Source organism: Levilactobacillus koreensis JCM 16448, from assembly GCF_001435525.1.
Taxonomy (GTDB): Bacteria; Bacillota; Bacilli; order Lactobacillales; family Lactobacillaceae; genus Levilactobacillus; species Levilactobacillus koreensis.
Window position 1 is genome coordinate 53,236 of record NZ_AZDP01000118.1, and the last position, 18,114, is coordinate 71,349.

General features: G+C 47.9%; 30 protein-coding genes. All 30 read right to left on the reverse strand.

Going from position 1 to position 18,114, the window contains the following annotated elements:
• Positions 1 to 410 precede the first annotated feature (410 nt).
• Positions 411 to 872 (reverse strand): Panacea domain-containing protein, encoded by a 462-nt coding sequence (locus tag FC99_RS11285; RefSeq protein ID WP_048735571.1) that lies wholly within the window; start codon positions 870 to 872, stop codon positions 411 to 413.
• 201 nt (positions 873 to 1,073) lie between these two features.
• Entirely contained in the window at positions 1,074 to 1,427 is a 354-nt protein-coding gene (locus FC99_RS14445; RefSeq protein ID WP_048735569.1) for a type II toxin-antitoxin system RelE/ParE family toxin, read from the reverse strand.
• The gene (locus FC99_RS11295; RefSeq protein WP_048735568.1) at positions 1,424 to 1,675 is read right to left on the reverse strand and encodes a hypothetical protein; all 252 of its coding nucleotides are present in this window, start codon (positions 1,673 to 1,675) and stop codon (positions 1,424 to 1,426) included. Before FC99_RS11295 ends, FC99_RS14445 begins: the two co-directional genes overlap by 4 nt.
• Positions 1,676 to 1,827: 152 nt before the next feature.
• Positions 1,828 to 2,490 (reverse strand): potassium channel family protein, encoded by a 663-nt coding sequence (locus tag FC99_RS11300; protein ID WP_048735565.1) that lies wholly within the window; start codon positions 2,488 to 2,490, stop codon positions 1,828 to 1,830.
• A gap of 13 nt (positions 2,491 to 2,503) precedes the next feature.
• Entirely contained in the window at positions 2,504 to 3,856 is a 1,353-nt protein-coding gene (locus tag FC99_RS11305) for a TrkH family potassium uptake protein (protein ID WP_048735564.1), read from the reverse strand.
• Between the two features lie 230 nt (positions 3,857 to 4,086).
• A complete protein-coding gene (gene rpsI / locus FC99_RS11310; RefSeq protein WP_048735562.1) occupies positions 4,087 to 4,479 on the reverse strand; it encodes a 30S ribosomal protein S9 in 393 nt (130 codons plus the stop codon).
• Positions 4,480 to 4,492: 13 nt separating this feature from the next.
• Positions 4,493 to 4,936, reverse strand: a complete 444-nt coding sequence (rplM, locus tag FC99_RS11315; RefSeq protein WP_048735560.1) for a 50S ribosomal protein L13 — start codon at positions 4,934 to 4,936, stop codon at positions 4,493 to 4,495.
• Positions 4,937 to 5,074: 138 nt separating this feature from the next.
• Positions 5,075 to 5,872: a tRNA pseudouridine(38-40) synthase TruA gene (gene truA, locus FC99_RS11320; RefSeq protein ID WP_048735557.1), complete on the reverse strand. Its 798-nt coding sequence runs from the start codon at positions 5,870 to 5,872 to the stop codon at positions 5,075 to 5,077.
• Between the two features lie 13 nt (positions 5,873 to 5,885).
• Complete coding sequence (locus tag FC99_RS11325; RefSeq protein WP_048735555.1) at positions 5,886 to 6,686, reverse strand: energy-coupling factor transporter transmembrane component T family protein; 801 nt, start codon at positions 6,684 to 6,686, stop codon at positions 5,886 to 5,888.
• Complete coding sequence (locus FC99_RS11330; protein WP_048735553.1) at positions 6,679 to 7,551, reverse strand: energy-coupling factor ABC transporter ATP-binding protein; 873 nt, start codon at positions 7,549 to 7,551, stop codon at positions 6,679 to 6,681. Before FC99_RS11330 ends, FC99_RS11325 begins: the two co-directional genes overlap by 8 nt.
• Positions 7,527 to 8,381, reverse strand: coding sequence for an energy-coupling factor ABC transporter ATP-binding protein (locus FC99_RS11335; protein WP_082153263.1), 855 nt, complete (start codon positions 8,379 to 8,381; stop codon positions 7,527 to 7,529). The genes FC99_RS11330 and FC99_RS11335 overlap by 25 nt, the downstream gene beginning before the upstream one ends.
• 489 nt (positions 8,382 to 8,870) lie before the next feature.
• Positions 8,871 to 9,254, reverse strand: coding sequence for a 50S ribosomal protein L17 (gene rplQ / locus FC99_RS11340; protein ID WP_020090123.1), 384 nt, complete (start codon positions 9,252 to 9,254; stop codon positions 8,871 to 8,873).
• A gap of 30 nt (positions 9,255 to 9,284) precedes the next feature.
• Positions 9,285 to 10,235, reverse strand: a complete 951-nt coding sequence (locus tag FC99_RS11345; RefSeq protein ID WP_048735550.1) for a DNA-directed RNA polymerase subunit alpha — start codon at positions 10,233 to 10,235, stop codon at positions 9,285 to 9,287.
• An 87-nt stretch (positions 10,236 to 10,322) separates the two neighbouring features.
• A complete protein-coding gene (gene rpsK / locus FC99_RS11350) occupies positions 10,323 to 10,712 on the reverse strand; it encodes a 30S ribosomal protein S11 (RefSeq protein WP_048735547.1) in 390 nt (129 codons plus the stop codon).
• A 17-nt stretch (positions 10,713 to 10,729) separates the two neighbouring features.
• A complete protein-coding gene (gene rpsM, locus FC99_RS11355) occupies positions 10,730 to 11,095 on the reverse strand; it encodes a 30S ribosomal protein S13 (RefSeq protein WP_048735545.1) in 366 nt (121 codons plus the stop codon).
• Positions 11,096 to 11,120: 25 nt separating this feature from the next.
• Positions 11,121 to 11,240: a 50S ribosomal protein L36 gene (rpmJ, locus tag FC99_RS11360; protein ID WP_011668476.1), complete on the reverse strand. Its 120-nt coding sequence runs from the start codon at positions 11,238 to 11,240 to the stop codon at positions 11,121 to 11,123.
• Between the two features lie 28 nt (positions 11,241 to 11,268).
• Complete coding sequence (infA, locus tag FC99_RS11365) at positions 11,269 to 11,487, reverse strand: translation initiation factor IF-1 (protein WP_011668477.1); 219 nt, start codon at positions 11,485 to 11,487, stop codon at positions 11,269 to 11,271.
• 164 nt (positions 11,488 to 11,651) lie between these two features.
• On the reverse strand, positions 11,652 to 12,302 hold the full coding sequence (locus FC99_RS11370) for an adenylate kinase (protein ID WP_337588900.1): 651 nt from the start codon (positions 12,300 to 12,302) through the stop codon (positions 11,652 to 11,654).
• A gap of 89 nt (positions 12,303 to 12,391) precedes the next feature.
• Positions 12,392 to 13,702 carry a preprotein translocase subunit SecY gene (secY, locus tag FC99_RS11375; protein WP_048735536.1) on the reverse strand — a complete coding sequence of 437 codons (1,311 nt, stop codon included), beginning with the start codon at positions 13,700 to 13,702 and terminating at the stop codon, positions 12,392 to 12,394.
• Positions 13,702 to 14,136 carry a 50S ribosomal protein L15 gene (rplO, locus tag FC99_RS11380; protein ID WP_048735535.1) on the reverse strand — a complete coding sequence of 145 codons (435 nt, stop codon included), beginning with the start codon at positions 14,134 to 14,136 and terminating at the stop codon, positions 13,702 to 13,704. The genes secY and rplO overlap by 1 nt, the downstream gene beginning before the upstream one ends.
• Positions 14,137 to 14,171: 35 nt before the next feature.
• Positions 14,172 to 14,354, reverse strand: coding sequence for a 50S ribosomal protein L30 (rpmD, locus tag FC99_RS11385; protein ID WP_048735532.1), 183 nt, complete (start codon positions 14,352 to 14,354; stop codon positions 14,172 to 14,174).
• Between the two features lie 14 nt (positions 14,355 to 14,368).
• A complete protein-coding gene (gene rpsE, locus FC99_RS11390) occupies positions 14,369 to 14,872 on the reverse strand; it encodes a 30S ribosomal protein S5 (RefSeq protein WP_048735529.1) in 504 nt (167 codons plus the stop codon).
• A 22-nt stretch (positions 14,873 to 14,894) separates the two neighbouring features.
• The gene (gene rplR, locus FC99_RS11395) at positions 14,895 to 15,260 is read right to left on the reverse strand and encodes a 50S ribosomal protein L18 (protein ID WP_048735526.1); all 366 of its coding nucleotides are present in this window, start codon (positions 15,258 to 15,260) and stop codon (positions 14,895 to 14,897) included.
• Positions 15,261 to 15,294: 34 nt separating this feature from the next.
• Positions 15,295 to 15,831 (reverse strand): 50S ribosomal protein L6, encoded by a 537-nt coding sequence (rplF, locus tag FC99_RS11400; protein ID WP_048735523.1) that lies wholly within the window; start codon positions 15,829 to 15,831, stop codon positions 15,295 to 15,297.
• A gap of 30 nt (positions 15,832 to 15,861) precedes the next feature.
• Complete coding sequence (gene rpsH / locus FC99_RS11405) at positions 15,862 to 16,260, reverse strand: 30S ribosomal protein S8 (protein WP_048735521.1); 399 nt, start codon at positions 16,258 to 16,260, stop codon at positions 15,862 to 15,864.
• 33 nt (positions 16,261 to 16,293) lie between these two features.
• Positions 16,294 to 16,479 carry a type Z 30S ribosomal protein S14 gene (locus tag FC99_RS13665; protein ID WP_082153261.1) on the reverse strand — a complete coding sequence of 62 codons (186 nt, stop codon included), beginning with the start codon at positions 16,477 to 16,479 and terminating at the stop codon, positions 16,294 to 16,296.
• Between the two features lie 20 nt (positions 16,480 to 16,499).
• A complete protein-coding gene (gene rplE / locus FC99_RS11410; RefSeq protein ID WP_048735518.1) occupies positions 16,500 to 17,042 on the reverse strand; it encodes a 50S ribosomal protein L5 in 543 nt (180 codons plus the stop codon).
• A gap of 25 nt (positions 17,043 to 17,067) precedes the next feature.
• Positions 17,068 to 17,379 (reverse strand): 50S ribosomal protein L24, encoded by a 312-nt coding sequence (gene rplX / locus FC99_RS11415; RefSeq protein ID WP_048735515.1) that lies wholly within the window; start codon positions 17,377 to 17,379, stop codon positions 17,068 to 17,070.
• Between the two features lie 36 nt (positions 17,380 to 17,415).
• The gene (gene rplN, locus FC99_RS11420; protein WP_048735513.1) at positions 17,416 to 17,784 is read right to left on the reverse strand and encodes a 50S ribosomal protein L14; all 369 of its coding nucleotides are present in this window, start codon (positions 17,782 to 17,784) and stop codon (positions 17,416 to 17,418) included.
• Positions 17,785 to 17,834: 50 nt separating this feature from the next.
• Positions 17,835 to 18,101, reverse strand: coding sequence for a 30S ribosomal protein S17 (rpsQ, locus tag FC99_RS11425; protein ID WP_048735510.1), 267 nt, complete (start codon positions 18,099 to 18,101; stop codon positions 17,835 to 17,837).
• Positions 18,102 to 18,114: the final 13 nt, after the last annotated feature.

Genomic DNA, 18,114 nt, shown 5'->3' on the forward strand with positions numbered 1-18,114 from the left:
GTTGCCTTCCTACTTTTTGAAGATACTCGACTCTGGCGTACGATTTTTAACCTGTCTGCTAAATCTTCAAATTTGACTCAAATAACTCAGAATCAGCGGAATCACCACACCTAATACCGCCGCAATTTCTGCCAGTCGTTCGACGTCAATTGAAGACGCCTTGTGTGTGTCTTGATGCATATGACTCACCTCACTTACGATTACCTATATTTAAGACCGAGGGCACTCCTGCCGACGACCGCATAAAGGTTGCTGCAACGTCGCGTGCCATTGATTCGTCTCTTAGTCGATCCGTTCTTACCTTTAGGATAACGCAGAGTGGCACCGACTGGGTGACTAAGGACTTGGCTATCAACCACGTGATAATAAAATCTCTAGCTTTTTCTAGCCCCCGGGCCTCCCAGCCAATTTCAATTCACCACATTCTCGCGAAAATACGTGGTAATCATATCTAAATCTAAGGCCTCCCCGCGGGGGGTCTGTTGCCACGGATCATCTCGCCGTACCCGCCACATCAGCTGCATGGCCGACAAGTCCCCTAGGTTCTGCCAAACACCTTCCAAAACGGACGTGAACGGCTCACAGGTCGCCAACGCATCATAGTCGGTCAATGTCCGTTCAGTTAGATAGCCGACGATGCCACGAACCCCCGGATACTGGGCGGTCAACCGCCCGAGTTCCACGCCCCGTTTGCCGGCAATCAACTTGTCTGTGAAGGCGCTCACCCCATAAACGGCCAAACAGGTGCCCTGAATATAGTAGAGTAGCTGGGCAGCCCGCGCACGATTCAGTTCATCGGCCTCCTGGGTGACCATTTGCTGGTGACTTTTGACGCGTAACCAATTGGTGATTTTGAACAGATCGTCATTCATTGATTGTCCCCCATTCGGTAGCTATTTAATCCAACTATACCTACTCGACCAGCCAGAGGCAATGGCAACCGTATGGACCCCATTAGTCGTCAAACGACTGTACAAGAAAAGGGACCACGGAATGTATTGTGTCCCTACGCTTACCTACAAATCTATGCCGCTAAAATGTACACCCAACCTTGTCCTTTTAGTTGAATCGTGTTAACTTTGAAAGCCATCTAGTCTATCCTGAACATTTAACCATTCTTTGAATATCTTCATCATATCTTGTTTGTGTGAAAAAAGACGCTGCAGGCTTACAACCCTTTCACTACTATTGACGGTATAGAAAATAACATTTCGTGGCAAGATTAGCCGATAATATATCAGCATTAAGGACGTCAATTCCTGAATCACTAAACCCTGATTAGGAAACTCAGCTAGTAGTTGATAAGCATCAACAATTACCTGAAGACTCTTCTTCGCAACTTCAGCTGAGAAATACTGCGTTAAATAGTCATTTAAGTTCTCCAAGTCTCGAACTATATCCATTGAAATTTGCAGATTGTATTTCATTTAAGTCCAAATTTCTTTTTGACATCTTCGTTGGAGATATACCCACTCTCAGTCGCATGAACCATATCTCGTTTGATGTCCTCTAATATTTCTTTCTTTTTAAGTTCAATATAGTCATTATATTCTGCCAGTCCAATAACCGCATACTTGTTTTGCTCGCTATCAGTGAGAATTATGGGGTTCCGTGGTCTAACCTCTTTTAACAGGCTGTCCAGATCCTGTGCGCTATTTGTTTCTGCATTCATCATAAACTCTCACCAGCTTCTTATTTGGGAATGGACCAACTATAACAGTCTCAGAGGTCACATACAACCACAACCGCACCGACCCCCTCACTCATCAAACGACTGGACAACAAAGGGCGCTCACCCCTCAGCAAGCGCCCCTATTTCTAATTCAATTACTTCTTCAAAGACTCATCTAAAGCTTCAACGCTCTTAATCGGCCCAACCACCGTCAACACATCATGAAGCTGGACGATAGCGGATGGTTGTGGCGAAATGTTGATCTTGCCATCATGCTGAATGGCAATGACGGTCAGGTCGAAACGTTGCCGTAGGTTCAGGGCAATCAGGTCCTGGTTCACGAAGTTCGGGTCAGTAATAACCACCTCGGCAAGCGTGTACTCGTCACTAAGGTCGATGAAGTTCAGAATGTGATTGGACAACAATTTGCGCACGATGCCGTGCCCCATATCACGCTCGGGGAAGGTCACTTGATCGGCCCCGACCCGTTTAAGCACCCGCCCGTGGTCACTAGTTTCGGCCTTGGCAATCACCTTTTTGGCACCGAGCTCCTTGGCGAGCATGGTGGTCAAGATACTCGCCTCCATGTTGTTACCAATACCGACGATGACGTAATCAAAGGTATCAATGTTCAACCCGCGCAAGACATCTTCATCACGGGTATCCGCAATCAGCGTCTGCGTCGCAATATCCATCATCGCGTTGACCGGTTCCTCTTTGACGTCGACCGCCAGAACATCCTGATGTGCAGACGCCAACGTTTGGACCACGCTCTGGCCGAAACGACCGAGGCCGAGGACCGCAAAACTCTTCTTCATTTTCACATACTCCTTAACCGATTAAGATATTTTCTTCAGGGTACCGAATCTGGTTGACCTTGGTCTGGCGCTTCGACAACGAGTACAGCGACGTGAAGATGCCGACCCGACCGATAAACATCAACAACATAATGACAATCTTGCCAATGACCGTTAAATGTGGTGTCAGGCCCAGGCTCAGCCCAACTGTCCCAAACGCCGATAATACTTCAAACACGATGTATTCGAGACCAAAACCCTTAGGAATCCGTTCCGTTTGGGTCAGAATCAGCGTGGCTAAAACGATGACGATGCTGGCCAGAAAAACCAAAAGTAGCGCGCGGCTGATGTTCGACTGACTGAATCGCCGGCGACTGAACTCCACGTCTTTTTTACCGCGGAGCTGTGCGATACTTTGGAGCATCAACACACCAAACGTCGTGGTCTTGATCCCACCGGCGGTCGACCCGGGCGTCCCCCCGACAAACATCAGAATCATCAGTAAGAAGACACTCCCGGACTGAAGGTCACTGGTCGGCAACGTAATCAGTCCCGCCGTCCGTGGTGTCACACTGAGAAATAGCGTGTTGACGGTCCGGTTGATCCATGACGTTCCCTTGGGCAGCAACGACAGATCCTTTTCCGTAATCAACAATAGCACGAACCCCACCACGAACAGCGTCCCCGTCGTCACCAACGTCAGCTTCGAGTTCAGACTCAACCGGTGGCGTTCGTGGAACAGCAACAGGTCCCGCCAAACTAGAAAGCCCAGGCCCCCACCAATGATCAAAATAATCGTGACAATTAGCAGGTAGCTGTCGTCGCGAAAGCCCATCAAACTATCGCCGAAGACATCGAACCCGGCGTTACAAAATGACATGACAGAATGGTAGACGGACACGTACAGCCCCCGCTTCCACCCATAACGGTCGACAAAATCGAAGGCCAGCAAGATGGCACCGCCAATTTGAAAGAGCGCAGAGAGGCCAAAAACGTACTTTAAAACGCTCTTAGTGTCGCTTAAATTTTCCAGATTCAACGATTCCTTGACCATCAACTGTGTCGACAGACCAATATTACGCCGGATGATGTTGAACAGTAAAACGGCAAACGTCATGTAACCCAGCGCACCGATCTCCGATAAGATCAAAATGACGACTTGACCAAAAAAAGACCAGTGCTGCGCGGTGTTGACCACCGTGAGGCCGGTAATACAAGTTGCGGACGCCGCGGTAAACACGGTGTCGATAAATCGGGTTCCCTGCGCCCCCTGTGTGGCTGCGGGCAAGCTCAGAAAAACCGTTCCCAGCGTGATCAGGAAGATAAACCCCCAAACCATCTTTTTGGATAATGTATCAAATAACTTAGATTGTTTAATTTTTTCCATGATTTTCCTATCCTGTCAAAGACTTCCCATTCAGCTTAAGACAAAGCGGCAGGAAAAACAATCCCCATTTTGCACAAAGGATAGTGTGGTGAGAGGTGGATGAGAAATTGATGCGACCGGTACTTGGCCTTTAAAACGAATCTGATCACGTCCATCTTCACATTTTGCCCCAAACAAAAAATCCCCACCAATAACTTGGTGAGGATTTCCAAATCGAAAATATCGAAATATTAACGCTTTGAGAATTGTGAAGCTTTACGGGCCTTCTTGAGACCTGGCTTCTTACGTTCCTTCATCCGAGCGTCACGGGTCAAAAGACCTGCACGCTTAAGCGGACCACGGAAGTCTGGGTCTACTTCGAGCAATGCCCGAGCAATCCCATGACGAGTTGCGCCGGCTTGGCCGGAGAAACCGCCACCATGGACAGTAACTAATGCATCGTAGTTACCGAGAGTTTCCGTAACGTTGAATGGTTGTAAGACGACTTCACGAATACTTGCAAATGGAATGTAGTCTTCGATTGCCTTCTTGTTCATAACAATTTTACCTGAGCCGGGTACTAAACGTACACGAGCAGAAGAGTTTTTACGACGGCCAGTGCCGCGATATTGAACTTGTGCCAATTTGGTTTCCTCCTTAGATTAGGTTAGTAATGTCTAATACTTCTGGCTTTTGTGCTTCGTGCTTGTGGTCTGCACCAGCGTACACGTGAAGCTTCAATGCCATTTGGTGACCTAAGGAGTTCTTAGGGAGCATACCTTGTACAGAAGTTTCGATCAACTTTTCTGGGTTTTGATCCCGGAAGTTACCAGCAGTCCGTGACTTCAAGCCACCGGCGAAACCGGTATGGTGGTAATAAATCTTGTCGGTTGCCTTACGGCCGGTTAAACCAACCTTAGCAGCGTTGATGACGATTACGTTGTCACCAGTGTCCACGTTAGGCGTGAACGTTGGCTTGTTCTTACCGCGTAATACGGAAGCAACGACTGAAGCAAGACGACCTAAGCTAACATCAGTTGCGTCCACGATGTACCATTTGCGGTCAACATCGTTTGGTTTTGCAATATAAGTTGTACGCACGTTAAATTCCTCCATAAATCTGTGTTTGTCTGACACCAAGTAAACTTTCCGGGGCTTATCGTGGGGCAAACAATACCAACAACCATAATACAAAGTTTTTCCCATAAAGTCAATGATTGTTTGTCCCCCTAACGAAATTTACCGCTGATGTTGGGGTAATTTCGTCGGGTGTTCGGGGTCCTCCCCCTGATAATAGACGTGTTTGAGATATAAGCCCGCCGCCGCGACCGTTCTTCTGGCCTGCCGCCGATCCTTAACCTCGTACAGTCGTAAAATATCATGAACTGGTCGGGTGCCAGCCCCGATTTCAACCAGCACACCAACCATGATACGGACCTGGTTGTACATGAAACCGTTACCGTAAAATTCAAAGACCAACTCGTGGTTTGCTTCATCAATATGGCAGGTGGCTTCGTAGATGGTCCGCACGAACGTCCGCGTCTGCGCGCCGGATGCTACAAAACTCGTGTAATCGTGTTCCCCCACTAAGTCTTGTAGAGCCACGTTGATTTTTTTCAGGTCGACTGGAAATTTCCAATGCCCCGTATAGTTGCGCTTGAACGGATTGCGGAATTCGCCCATATCCATCCGGTACAGGTAGCGCTTGCCGGACACGTCATACCGTGCATGAAAGTCGGCAGCGACCTCCTCGACCTTCAAGACCTCCATATCCATCGGTAACATGCTGTTTAAGCCCTTGCGCATGTTCTCCGCGGGAATCAGGAAGGGAAAGTCGAAGTGGGCCACCTGCGCTAAGGCATGGACCCCTGCGTCGGTCCGCCCCGAGCCGTAGATGACGATGGCGGGCGTCGGGTTCTTCGCCATTTTATTGACGACTTTGGTCAAGACGCTCTCCACCGTCCGCTTGTTGGGTTGGCGCTGGAAGCCGGCAAAGTCGGTTCCATCATACATAAAAGTTACCTTGTAACGTTGCATCTGCATCTCTCTCCTACCAGTGGCGACAAGCAAGTATCGCCGCAAATCCAATTAAAAATATTAACCAAGTGATCGTATCCCGTTTTTGCCAAGTTAAAATGCGGTACTGGCTGCGGTGCTCACTATCTTGATACCCCCGCGCCTCCATGGCTGTTGACAAGTCTTCGGCCCGGTTAAAGGCACTCATAAACAGCGGCACCATTAGTGGAATCAACGACTTGGCCTGTTTAAACAAGCCACCCTCGCCAAAATCCACACCTCGAGCGCGCTGCGCATTCATGATCTTCGTGGCTTCATCCATCAACGTCGGCACGAACCGTAACGCGATCGATAGCATCATGGCCAACGTATCCACCGGCACGTGCACCCACCGTAACGGCTTCATCAGTGACGCCAAACCGGTCGCGATGTCCAGTGGCTGTGTCGATAGTGTCAGCAACGTCGAGAACATAATGATCAGCAAGAAGCGGATGAAAATGAACCCGGCGTTGACCAGTCCGAACTGAGTAATATTGATAAATGCCCAGTGAAAGTACGTCTGTCCGCCGACCGGGCTAAACAGCAGCTGTAAGATCACCGTAAAGACGATCAACCACAGTAACGGCCGAATACCTTTGAGGAAAAAGCCGAGACTGATTTTCGACGCGAGAATGGCGCCAATCGTAAAGGCAATCAGAATGGCATAACTCACTAAATTATTCGCTAAAAAGACCAGAATGATATAACAGAAGCTCAGCATGAGCTTGGCCCGTGGATCCAGTCGGTGGACTACCGAGTTCAACGGCAAGTACCGGCCAAAAATAAAACTAGACATCGGCGGACCCCCTCTGTGGCCAGCGTGCGGCCAATTGGTCGGCCAGCTGCTCAGCAGTCAATGGCAATTGGTCCCACGCCACCCCTTTGGCCGCAAGTGCTTGGGCGAACCGCGCCGCCCGTGGCACATCCAGTTGATTGGCGCGTAACCAGTCGGGGTCTTGGAAGACCTCCTGGGGTGTACCAAATTTGACGAGCCGTCCCTGCCGCATGACGGCGACCTGTTCGGCATACTCGGCCACGTCCTCCATCTGATGGGTGACCAACACGATGGTCAGTCCCTGCTCCCGATGCAACTGGTCAAAAAGCGTCATCATTTCCTCGCGACCACGCGGATCAAGTCCGGCGGTCGGTTCATCGAGGACGAGTACCTGGGGCCGCATCGCCAGTACACCGGCAATAGCGACCCGCCGCATTTGTCCGCCGGAAAGTTCAAACGGCGACCGATCGGCGAAACTGCTGCCGAGACCCACCGTCGTCAACATTTCATCGGCTAATTGATTGGCGTCGGTCTCATTCATGCCAAAGTTCTGCGGTCCAAACGCAATATCCTTGCGAATGGTCTCCTCAAATAGCTGGCTCTCTGGAAACTGGAAGACCATGCCGACGTGTTGCCGTAATGGCTTGAGGTCAGCGTTAGTTGTCTTCGGGGTGATCGTAAAATCATCGACGTGAACGGTCCCGGAAGTTGGTTTCAACAGTGCGTTCAACTCCTGAATCAGCGTCGATTTGCCGCTCCCGGTATGGCCGATAATGGCCAGGTAGCCGTGATCTGGCACGTCAAAGGAAACGTCGGTCAACGCGGTATTGGCCATGGGCGTCCCCGCCTGATACGTATAGGTTACGTGTTCGAAAGAGATTGCCACAACCATGCCTCCATTTCCGCCGTGGTCAGATAGCCGTCCGGTGGTGTGATGCCCCGTTGTCGAAGGGCGGCCTGTAATTTCGATGTAAAAGGTAAGTCCAGTCCCAGTTGAACCAGGCGATCCCCCTGCGCAAAAATGGTGGCAGGGTCGGCCTCTTCAACTAATTGGCCATCGTCGATCGCCAGTACGCGGTCGGCATTGGCAGCCTCGTCGATGTCGTGAGTGATGGAGATGACGGTCAAGTGCTGGTTGGTGCGTAACCGCCGGACTAGTTCGAGCATGTCGCGCCGCCCCTGGGGATCCAGCATGCTGGTGGCTTCATCTAAAATTAAAATGTCCGGCGCAATCGTCACGATGCCGGCCAAGGCCACCCGCTGCTTTTGCCCACCAGAAAGGGAACTGGGCTCACGATGGGCGAACTCGGTCATGCCGACTTCTTCAATGGCCGCTTGGACCCGTGGTACCATATCGGCACGGGCAATCTGCCGGTTCTCCAAACCAAAGGCGACGTCATCTTCAACGGTGGCGCCGACAAACTGGTTGTCAGGATTCTGGAAAATCATGCCAATCTTTTCACGGACCTGCCAAACGGTCTCAGGCGTCAATTTAATCCCACCAACCGTGATGGTCCCTTCGGTGAATGGCAAGAGGCCGTCTAGCGACTTCGCTAACGTCGACTTGCCACTACCGTTATGACCGACGATGGCCAGCCACTCACCGGCCTGAACGGTGAAACTAACGTCGTTTAACGCGGGGCGCTGGTCGACGTCCTGCTCACCGTTCCGGTAGCGATACGATAGATGTGCGACTTCAATGATGTTTGCCATCATCCGTCATCTCCTTACGCAAAATGTCACCGGTAATTATACCAAATATTCAGGCAAACCCGAAGTGTTCAGCAACAAATATATTCGCCTGCGACTGTCAGACGCCACACTGTGAGGACCGGTCGCAGCCTGTGAAGCGGCCTGCGACACAGTGGACAGTAACTTACAGAGAAATACAAATTTTCAATAGTCGTTGCAGTAGACCAAAATCCGAATCAAAGCAGCCCTAGTATCTGCAATGCGTCCAGCCGGATCCAATCTGTTTTCTATGGACACCACGATCACACGATACCTCACAGCGTGAACCAAAAAAAGAGTACAAAAAAATCACTAACAAACCAGCGGCGCTGAGGCGTTAGCCCCCATTCAAGCTAGACTCGGAAATTCCCCATCATCATAGCGCTCTATACCACATGGTTCTAGTGATTAATTTAATGCTTATTTGTATCCCGTTTAAGGACGTGATTACTCCCGAAAACTGTTAACCAAAGATTAGTCAACGAATTCCAAGATGGCCATAGCGGCACCATCACCGCGACGAGGCATCGTCTTTAAGATACGCGTGTAACCACCGTTACGGTCTGCGTACTTAGGTGCTAATTCACTGAATACCTTTTGCAATGCGCTGGTAACAACGACATCGTCGCCATCTTCCTTAACATCTGCAACAACGTTACGGATGAAAGCAGCAGCTTGCCGACGAGCATGTAAGTCGCCTTGCTTGCCCAAGGTAATCATTTGGTCAGCCGTCTTACGAACTTCCTTAGCGCGTGCTTCAGTCGTTTCGATGCGGCCGTTCAAAATTAAACTGGTAGTCAAATCGCGTAACAATGCACGACGTTGAGAACTAGTCCGTTGTAATTTACGGTAACTCATAACCAGAAACCCTCCTTTGAGTGTCTAAAATTAGTCTTCCTTCCGAAGTGATAACCCTAAGTCGCTTAACTTAGCCTTAACTTCTTCAAGGGACTTGCGACCCAAGTTACGAACCTTCATCATGTCTGCTTCGGTCTTATTAGTCAATTCCTGAACCGTGTTGATACCAGCACGCTTCAAACAGTTGTAAGAACGGACGGACAAGTCGAGCTCTTCGATGGTCATCTCAAGCATCTTTTCCTTGTGAGTCTCTTCCTTTTCAACCATGATTTCCGCATTCTTAGCTTCGTCGGTCAAGTCGACAAACATAGCCAGATGTTCGGTCAAGATCTTAGCAGCCAGAGCAATGGCTTCGCTTGGATTAATTGAACCGTTTGTCCAAACATCCAGGGTCAATTTATCGTAGTCAGCCCGTTGGCCAACCCGTGCATTCTCTACTTGGTAGTTAACCCGTTCGATTGGGGTGTAAATAGAATCTACGGCTAAGACACCAATTGGCATATCTGTGTTGCGAGTCTTATTCTCGTCAGCAGAAACATAACCACGGCCCTTATCCGCCGTCATCCGCATATGGAACGTTGCCCCATCCGCAACTGTAGCAATGTACAGATCTGGGTTCAACACATCGACGTCAGCGCCTGCGACAATGTCACCAGCGGTAACTTGAGCAGGACCCTTAACGTTGATCTCCATGGTTTCTTCTTGATCGTCAGAACCGTTAAGCTTCAACGCAATCTTCTTAACATTTAAGATGATTTGCGTGACATCTTCAACGACACCTTCGATAGTAGAAAATTCATGCAGAACCCCGTCGATTTGAATGCTGGTAACAGCTGCACCAGGTAATGAAGAAAGCAAGATCCGCCGTAAGGAATTCCCTAGCGTTGTCCCGTAGCCACGTTCCAACGGTTCGACAATAAACTTACCGTAGTTGCTGCTTTCGTCAATTTTATGAATGTTAGGCTTTTCAAATTCAATCATTCTTATCGTTTACCCCTTTCAAACCGCGTTGAGCTCCTATAAGTCAATCCCATCATGAAGGTTGCCCTCATTAATGAAACGCTCACGTTAAACCCGACGGCGCTTTGGAGGACGAGTCCCATTATGAGGAACTGGGGTGACATCGCGAATAGCAGTAACTTCTACCCCAGTAGCTTGGATAGCACGGATAGCAGCTTCACGTCCTGAACCAGGACCCTTAACAGCAACTTCAACGGCTTTGATACCATGTTCCATTGAAGCTTTAGCAGCGGCTTCAGCGGCCATTTGAGCAGCAAATGGCGTTGACTTCCGACTACCCTTGAATCCTAAGGCACCAGCAGATGACCAAGCAATAGCGTTCCCTTGAACGTCAGTGATCATAACTAATGTGTTGTTAAACGTAGCATGAATGTGTGCAACGCCGGCCTCAATATTCTTTTTTACCCGACGCTTGCGACTAGTTTTTCTAGTAGCCATAAAGTTTTAACCCTCCTTTACTTCTTTCTACCGGCAACGGAAACGGCTTTACCCTTCCGAGTGCGGGCATTGTTTTTGGTATGTTGACCGCGAACAGGTAAACCCCGACGGTGACGCATCCCACGGTATGAACCGATTTCTTGCAAGTTCTTGATGTTCAGGCTAACTTCACGACGTAAGTCACCTTCAACCTTGTACTTGTCAACTTCGGCACGAATCTTGTCTTCTTGATCAGGTGTCATATCGCGAACCCGAACATCTTCTGCGACTCCAGCATCCGCAACAATCTTATGTGCGGTGTTGATACCAATACCAAAAATGTAAGTCAAACCGTAAGCGATTTTCTTATCACGTGGTAAATCCACTCCAGCAATACGTGGCATTTAATTGCACCTCCTATAAATTGAATTACTTACCCTGGCGTTGTTTATGCTTAGGGTTAGCTGAGCAAATAACCATTACTCGGCCCTTACGCTTGATAACCTTGCAGTGTTCGCACATTGGCTTAACTGATGGTCTTACTTTCATGAATATCCCTCCTACATCTGTCTAGCCGTTACTTAAAGCGATAAGTAATCCGGCCTTTAGACAAGTCATACGGTGACATTTCAACAGTTACTCGATCACCAGGCAGAATCCGGATGTAATGCATCCGAATCTTACCGGAGACGTGAGCGAGAATCTCATGACCGTTTTCTAATTCGACCCGAAACATCGCGTTGGGTAATGTTTCGGTAACTTTACCTTCGACTTCGATGACATCGCTTTTCGCCACGAAAGTACCTCCCTTTTTCTTGCGTGTAAACTACACGTAAAAGCAGTAGGAACAAGAACTTTGCTCCCACCTAGCACCTGTGAATCGCGACAGCGCGCCATTTACAGGCTAAACCTGAATAAGTCTACCATATTTCTCGATAGTAAGCAAGAACTTAGCGCAGACTACAAGCTCTTAAGGATCTTTTCGATGTCGACGTACACGTCATCGATGTCACGGTCACCATCAACAGTGAACAACAAGTCCTTCTTGGTGTAGTAATCAACCAGCGGTGTATTCATTTTCAGATTAACCGCCAAACGATTCTTCACCGTTTCAGGCTTGTCGTCCTCACGTTGATAGAAGTCATGACTACCACAGACATCACACGTACCTTCAACTTTAGGCTGCTTGTACAGCTTATGGTAAGTTGCACCACAGTTGCGGCAAATGTAACGACCAGAAAGGCGTTCTACCAAGACGTCTGGTTCAACGTGAATATTGATCACGGCGTTGATGGTCCGATCCAGTTCTGGGCCAAAAGCGTCTAACGCTTCGGCTTGAACAATGGAGCGGGGAAATCCATCTAACATGAACCCATCTTTGGTGTCAGCTTGGGCTAACCGGTCGCGAACAATTCCGTTCGTAACTTCGTCCGGTACCAATTCACCTTTGTCGATAAATTTCTTCGCAGCCAATCCCATTTCAGTTTCGTTCTTCATCGCTTCACGGAAGATGTCTCCCGTAGAAATATGCGGTAAATGGAACTCCTTGATAATCTTTTCGGCTTGAGTCCCTTTACCGGCACCCGGTAGACCCATGAGAATTAAATTCATAGCTGTCATGTTCGTTCTCCTTATTCGAAAATTTACCCGAAAAACACAAGCAGGTGTGCTAAAAGATCAACACACCCGCTGGAAACTCATTAAGCTGGTTCTGGATCTTGGATAAAGCCAACGTATTCGCGCTTCATCATCAATCCGTCAACTTGCCGCATGGTTTCGATAGCCACACCAACGACGATTAAGAGGCTGGTACCACCTAAACCAATTGACTCATCTAAGTCCCAAAGGTTTTGGGCTAATAACGGAATCAAGGAAATGAATCCAAGGAAGAGCGCACCCACAGTGCTGAGGCGCATCAACAAGCTGGAAACATATGATTGTGTTTCGTGACCAGGCCAAACACCAGGAATGTAGCTCCCCTGCTTTTGCAGGTTCTCAGCTAACTTTTCTGGGTTAACTTGCACGAACGCATAGAAGAACGTGAACACAACGATCAGAACGGTGTACAAAATGGCGCCATCGACCGTTTGCATGTTAAAGACGTCCGTCAGTGTTTGATACCAGGCATCTTGAGAGTGGGTGTTTTGGAACGCCATCAGAATAGTCTGTGGCGTCGCAATAAACGAACTCGCGAAGATAACTGGGATAACACCGGCAACGTTGACCTTTAATGGAAGGTAGCTACTATCTGGTGAACCAGATACTCGCCGGGTGTATTGAATTGGGACCCGCCGTTCCGCTTGTTGAACCCACGTAGTGAAGGTCACAATAATCAGAACTAACACGATCAAACCAAGAATAAACAGTACACTCTTCCATAAAGTCCCTTTATCAGCGTCGATAAAGTAAGTTTGGTAAAGTTGGTAAACAGATTTTGGTGTCCGAGCAATGATACCCGCGAAGATAATCATTGAAATCCCGTTACCAAGACCCCGGTCGGTAATCATATCACCCATCCAAGTGGTTAACATCGTCCCACCAGTCAGGATTAACCCGATTGACAGGTAAGTGGTAACACTTGGGTTTTGGACCAATTTTAGTGAACTTAAAGCACTAAAACCAGCCGTGATCCCGATGGACTGAACGAAGGCTAATGCAATCGCTAAGTACCGCGTTGCCTGGTTCAACTTCCGCCGACCAACGTCCCCTTGCTTGCTCCATTCAACGAAGCGCGGAACGATGTCCATTTGCAGCAATTGAATAACGATTTGTGCAGTGATGTAAGGTGAAACCCCCATCGCGAAGATGGAATAGTTGGTTAACCCACCACCACTGAAGGTATCTAAAATACTAACCAATCCAGAAGACGCAACGCTTTGAAGTGCCTTTGCGTTAATGCCGGGGACGGTAATATAAGTACCCAACCGAAAGACAATCAAAACCAATAGAGTAAAGAGAATCTTTTTACGAATGTCTTTAATCTTAAAGGCGTTTTTCAAGCTTGATAGCATTAAATCACCTCAGTCTTACCACCAGCAGCTACGATGGCTTCAGCAGCTGACTTGGAGAATTTAGCGGCCTTAACCGTCAACTTCTTCGTTAACTCACCGTTACCTAAGATCTTAATACCGGCCTTTTCGTTCTTGACGATGCCAGCTTCGATTAAGGCAGCTGGTGTAACTTCAGCACCATCATCAAAGACGTTCAAAGCAGCCAAGTTTACGACAGCAAATTCCTTACGGTTAATGTTGGTAAACCCACGCTTTGGAATACGACGGTACAGTGGCATTTGGCCACCTTCAAAACCCAAACGAGTCTTGCTACGAGCCTTTTGACCTTTTTGGCCACGACCAGCAGTCTTACCGTTACCAGATGAATCGCCACGGCCAACTCGGTTACGAACCTTCCGTGAGCCTTCAGCAGGTTTTAGTTCATTCAACTTCATGCTATTGCGCACCTCCTTATTTAATGATATGTGTATTACTTAACTTCTTCAACCTTAATCAAGTGTGCGATTTGGAAAAGCGCACCGCGGGTAGCTTCGTTATCCGGTTGCATAACCGTGCTGTTAACACGATGTAAACCTAAAGCTTCCACAATCTTCCGCTGTTTAGGGAGGCGGTGAGCAGCACTATGGATTAAAGTAACTTTTAATTGAGCCATTTTAAAACCCCTCCTTATTCAGCTAAGTGTTGAAGAGAGACACCACGGAGAGCGGCAACTTCTTCAGCACGCTTCAACTGAGCCAAGCCAGCAAAAGTGGCCCGAACAGCGTTGACCGGCGTGTTAGAACCTAAACGCTTGGAAGTAACGTCAGCAACCCCAGCTAATTCCATGACGGAACGAACTGAACCACCAGCGGTAACCCCAGAACCTTCAGCAGCGGGCTTGAGTAAGATCTTACCCCCACCGTATGAACCGAGGACTTCGTGAGGAATAGTCGTTCCCACGATAGGAACTTCGATCAGGTTCTTACGAGCAGCTTCAACGGCCTTACGAATAGCTTCTGGGACTTCTTGTGCTTTACCAGTACCAAAGCCAACGTGACCGTTCTTGTCGCCGACAATTACAAGCGCAGCGAACCGCAGACGACGGCCACCTTTTACAACCTTGGTAATCCGGTTGATAGCAACAACGTTGTCTTCGAGTTCTAACTTGTCGGGATCAATAAATTTTGCCATGTGTGGTTATTCCTCCTTACTCTTAAAATTTAAGCCCGTTTTCGCGAGCAGCTTCTGCCAATGCTTGAACACGGCCATGGTACAAATACCCGCCACGATCGAACACAACATCGCTAACATTTTTTTCGACAGCACGCTTTGCAACTAACTCACCAACGCCTTTAGCTTGGTCAGTCTTGTTGTCGCCACTTACTTCGCTATCTAACGTCGAGGCACTAACAAGTGTAACACCCGCTACGTCATCAATAATTTGAGCGTAGATGTTTTTGTTAGAGCGGAATACGTTTAAGCGTGGGCGTTCAGCAGTTCCAGAAATTTTGTTCCGGACACGCATATGACGCTTTTGACGTGTCTTGTTCTTATCTGGTTTCGTAATCAAAATAGTCACCTCTTTGTAAAATTATCAGCACTAAGCTGCGATACTACTTACCGGTCTTACCTTCACGAATACGAACGAATTCGTTTTCGTAACGGATACCCTTACCTTTGTAAGGTTCTGGTGAACGAACGGCACGAACTTCAGCAGCGAAGTCACCGACTTCTTGCTTGCTGATACCGGAAATATTGATAGTGGTGTTATCTGGAACCTTAACTTCCAAGGTTTCAGGAACAGCCATTTCAACAGGGTTGGAGTAACCAACGCTCAATACCAGGGTCTTACCCTTAGCTTGAACACGGTAACCAACACCGACCAGCTTCAAGGTCTTAGCAAAGCCATTGACAACACCTTCAACCATGTTGTTCAAGTTAGCCCGTTGCGTACCATGCATGGCACGTGTCTTGTTGTTGTTATCTGGACGATCGAAGTCAACAGCACCATCACTAATTTTCATAGAAATGATATCGGAGAACGTCCGGGTTAAAGAACCCTTAGGACCCTTGACCGTTACTTGATTGCCATCGCGTTTAACTTCAACGCCGGCTGGGACGTTGACAGTTTTATAACCAATACGACTCACTGAAAGGCACCTCCTATCTTCTTAAAAGTTTTACCAAACGTAGGCGAGAACTTCGCCACCGATTTTCTTGGCCCGCGCTTCTTTATCAGTAATTACACCTTCAGAGGTGGAGATAATGGCGATACCTAAACCGTTCAATACCTTTGGTACAGCGTCGGCTTTAACGTATGAACGCAAGCCGGGCTTAGAAATACGCTTCAAACCACTGATAACACGTTGGTTGTCTTTGCCGTACTTGAGGAATACGCGGATGATGCCTTGCTTGTCATCATCGATGTATTCAACGTTACGGATGAAACCTTCGCGCTTCAGGATTTCAGCGATGTCACGTTTAATTGTTGATGCAGGAACTTCGAGTGATTCGTGACGAACCATGTTGGCGTTACGAATCCGCGTCAAGAAGTCTGCAATAGGATCAGTCATGGACATTAACGATTTCCCTCCCTTTGTTTAAAATTCAGTCTACCAACTTGCCTTCTTCATGCCAGGAATTTGACCCTTGTGGGCTAATTCGCGCATGCAGATACGGCAAAGATGGAACTTTTGATAAACAGAGTGTGGACGTCCACAACGTTCGCAACGAGTATAATTCTGAGTAGAGAACTTCGCAGGACGCTTGTTCTTAGCAATTTGAGATTTCTTAGCCAATTTGTGTGAACCTCCTTAAATTAGTGTGCAAACGGCATACCGAATTGAGTCAGCAATTCGCGTGACTCTTCATCAGTATTAGCCGTGGTAACGATAACGATGTCCAAACCACGAACACGGTTAACGTTGTCAAAGTTGATTTCTGGGAAAATTAATTGTTCCTTAACACCCAAAGTGTAGTTCCCACGACCATCAAAGGCACGAGAGCTAACACCACGGAAGTCACGAACACGTGGCAATGACACGTTGATTAACTTGTCCAGGAATTCGTACATACGGTCACCGCGGAGGGTAACCTTAGCACCGATTGACATACCTTCACGAAGACGGAAGGTTGCGATTGATTTCTTGGCCTTAGTAACCAATGGCTTTTGACCAGAAATCAAACCAAGTTCTTCAACGGCTTCGTCGAGGTTCTTAGCGTTGGAGACAGCGTCACCAACACCCATGTTCAAAACGATCTTTTCGATCTTCGGTGTTTGCATAATAGAACTGTAGCTAAATTTTTCCACCAATGATGGGGTAATTTCATTAACGTACTTTTCTTTTAAACGAGTTGACATGAAATTATGTTCCTCCTTTCAGTGATTATTTGTCGATGGTTTCGCCGGACTTTTTAGCGAACCGGACTTTGTGACCATCTTCAACTCGAACGCCAAGCCGGGTGGGTTCGTTGTTCGAAGGATCGATGAGCATTACGTTGGATGCGTGAATTGGTGCTTCAATATCAATAATTCCGCCTTGGGGATTAGATTGAGAAGCTTTTTGGTGCTTCTTAATCATATTGACGCCTTTAACGATCACGCGGTTCTTGGCATTCAGGACTTTGGAAACAGTTCCTTCTTTACCTTTATCCTTGCCAGCAATCACGCGGACCTTGTCACCAGTTTTAATAAGCATTCCTGTGGGCACCTCCTTGTTTAACACGTTTCTTAATTACAGTACTTCGGGTGCTAATGAGATAATCTTCATGAAGTCGTTGTCACGTAATTCACGTGCAACTGGTCCGAAGATCCGAGTCCCTTGTGGGCTCTTGTCGTCTTTAATCAGCACTGCGGCATTTTCATCAAAACTGATGTATGAACCATCGTTACGGCGTACACGAGACTTCGTACGAACGACAACGGCCTTAACAACATCACCCTTTTTGACAACGCCACCTGGTGTTGCTTGTTTGATAGTAGCGACAATTACATCACCAATTCCGGCGTAGCGACGCTTGGAGCCACCCAGAACCTTAATGGTCAGAATTTCCCGGGCGCCGGAGTTGTCGGCAACCTTTAAACGGCTTTCTTGTTGGATCACAGCTAGTGTCCTCCCTTCAGTTCTAGTTCAGAATACGATAAAAACGACACCTAAATGATTACTGCTTTTTCAACAATGTCGACTAAGCGGAACCGCTTGGTAGCAGACAGAGGACGAGTTTCCATGATTTCAACAATGTCGCCAGTGTGGGCTTCGTTGTTTTCGTCATGTGCCTTGTACTTCTTGGAGTACTTGACACGCTTGCCATATCGTGCATCAGTCTTCGTCGTTTCTACAACGACAGTGATCGTCTTTTCCATTTTGTCGGAAACGACACGACCACGGTAAACCTTGCGGTTATTACGTGCATCACTCATGTATTAGTGACCT

What these genes read in the sequence shown, in the direction of transcription:
- rpsE (WP_048735529.1), bottom strand. Translation starts at nt 14,872, where the DNA reads ATGGCAAAATTTATTGATCCCGACAAGTTAGAACTCGAAGACAACGTT.
- rpsM (WP_048735545.1), bottom strand. Translation starts at nt 11,095, where the DNA reads ATGCCACGTATTGCTGGAGTGGATTTACCACGTGATAAGAAAATCGCT.
- truA (WP_048735557.1), bottom strand. Translation starts at nt 5,872, where the DNA reads ATGCAACGTTACAAGGTAACTTTTATGTATGATGGAACCGACTTTGCC.
- rpsH (WP_048735521.1), bottom strand. Translation starts at nt 16,260, where the DNA reads ATGTCCATGACTGATCCTATTGCAGACTTCTTGACGCGGATTCGTAAC.
- rpmJ (WP_011668476.1), bottom strand. Translation starts at nt 11,240, where the DNA reads ATGAAAGTAAGACCATCAGTTAAGCCAATGTGCGAACACTGCAAGGTT.
- secY (WP_048735536.1), bottom strand. Translation starts at nt 13,702, where the DNA reads ATGCTATCAAGCTTGAAAAACGCCTTTAAGATTAAAGACATTCGTAAA.
- rplO (WP_048735535.1), bottom strand. Translation starts at nt 14,136, where the DNA reads ATGAAGTTGAATGAACTAAAACCTGCTGAAGGCTCACGGAAGGTTCGT.
- rpmD (WP_048735532.1), bottom strand. Translation starts at nt 14,354, where the DNA reads ATGGCTCAATTAAAAGTTACTTTAATCCATAGTGCTGCTCACCGCCTC.
- FC99_RS11335 (WP_082153263.1), bottom strand. Translation starts at nt 8,381, where the DNA reads ATGATGGCAAACATCATTGAAGTCGCACATCTATCGTATCGCTACCGG.
- FC99_RS11370 (WP_337588900.1), bottom strand. Translation starts at nt 12,302, where the DNA reads ATGAATTTAATTCTCATGGGTCTACCGGGTGCCGGTAAAGGGACTCAA.
- FC99_RS11345 (WP_048735550.1), bottom strand. Translation starts at nt 10,235, where the DNA reads ATGATTGAATTTGAAAAGCCTAACATTCATAAAATTGACGAAAGCAGC.
- rplQ (WP_020090123.1), bottom strand. Translation starts at nt 9,254, where the DNA reads ATGAGTTACCGTAAATTACAACGGACTAGTTCTCAACGTCGTGCATTG.
- rplE (WP_048735518.1), bottom strand. Translation starts at nt 17,042, where the DNA reads ATGTCAACTCGTTTAAAAGAAAAGTACGTTAATGAAATTACCCCATCA.
- FC99_RS11305 (WP_048735564.1), bottom strand. Translation starts at nt 3,856, where the DNA reads ATGGAAAAAATTAAACAATCTAAGTTATTTGATACATTATCCAAAAAG.
- rpsQ (WP_048735510.1), bottom strand. Translation starts at nt 18,101, where the DNA reads ATGAGTGATGCACGTAATAACCGCAAGGTTTACCGTGGTCGTGTCGTT.
- rpsK (WP_048735547.1), bottom strand. Translation starts at nt 10,712, where the DNA reads ATGGCTACTAGAAAAACTAGTCGCAAGCGTCGGGTAAAAAAGAATATT.
- FC99_RS11300 (WP_048735565.1), bottom strand. Translation starts at nt 2,490, where the DNA reads ATGAAGAAGAGTTTTGCGGTCCTCGGCCTCGGTCGTTTCGGCCAGAGC.
- FC99_RS11295 (WP_048735568.1), bottom strand. Translation starts at nt 1,675, where the DNA reads ATGATGAATGCAGAAACAAATAGCGCACAGGATCTGGACAGCCTGTTA.
- FC99_RS11325 (WP_048735555.1), bottom strand. Translation starts at nt 6,686, where the DNA reads ATGTCTAGTTTTATTTTTGGCCGGTACTTGCCGTTGAACTCGGTAGTC.
- rplX (WP_048735515.1), bottom strand. Translation starts at nt 17,379, where the DNA reads ATGCTTATTAAAACTGGTGACAAGGTCCGCGTGATTGCTGGCAAGGAT.
- FC99_RS14445 (WP_048735569.1), bottom strand. Translation starts at nt 1,427, where the DNA reads ATGAAATACAATCTGCAAATTTCAATGGATATAGTTCGAGACTTGGAG.
- FC99_RS11285 (WP_048735571.1), bottom strand. Translation starts at nt 872, where the DNA reads ATGAATGACGATCTGTTCAAAATCACCAATTGGTTACGCGTCAAAAGT.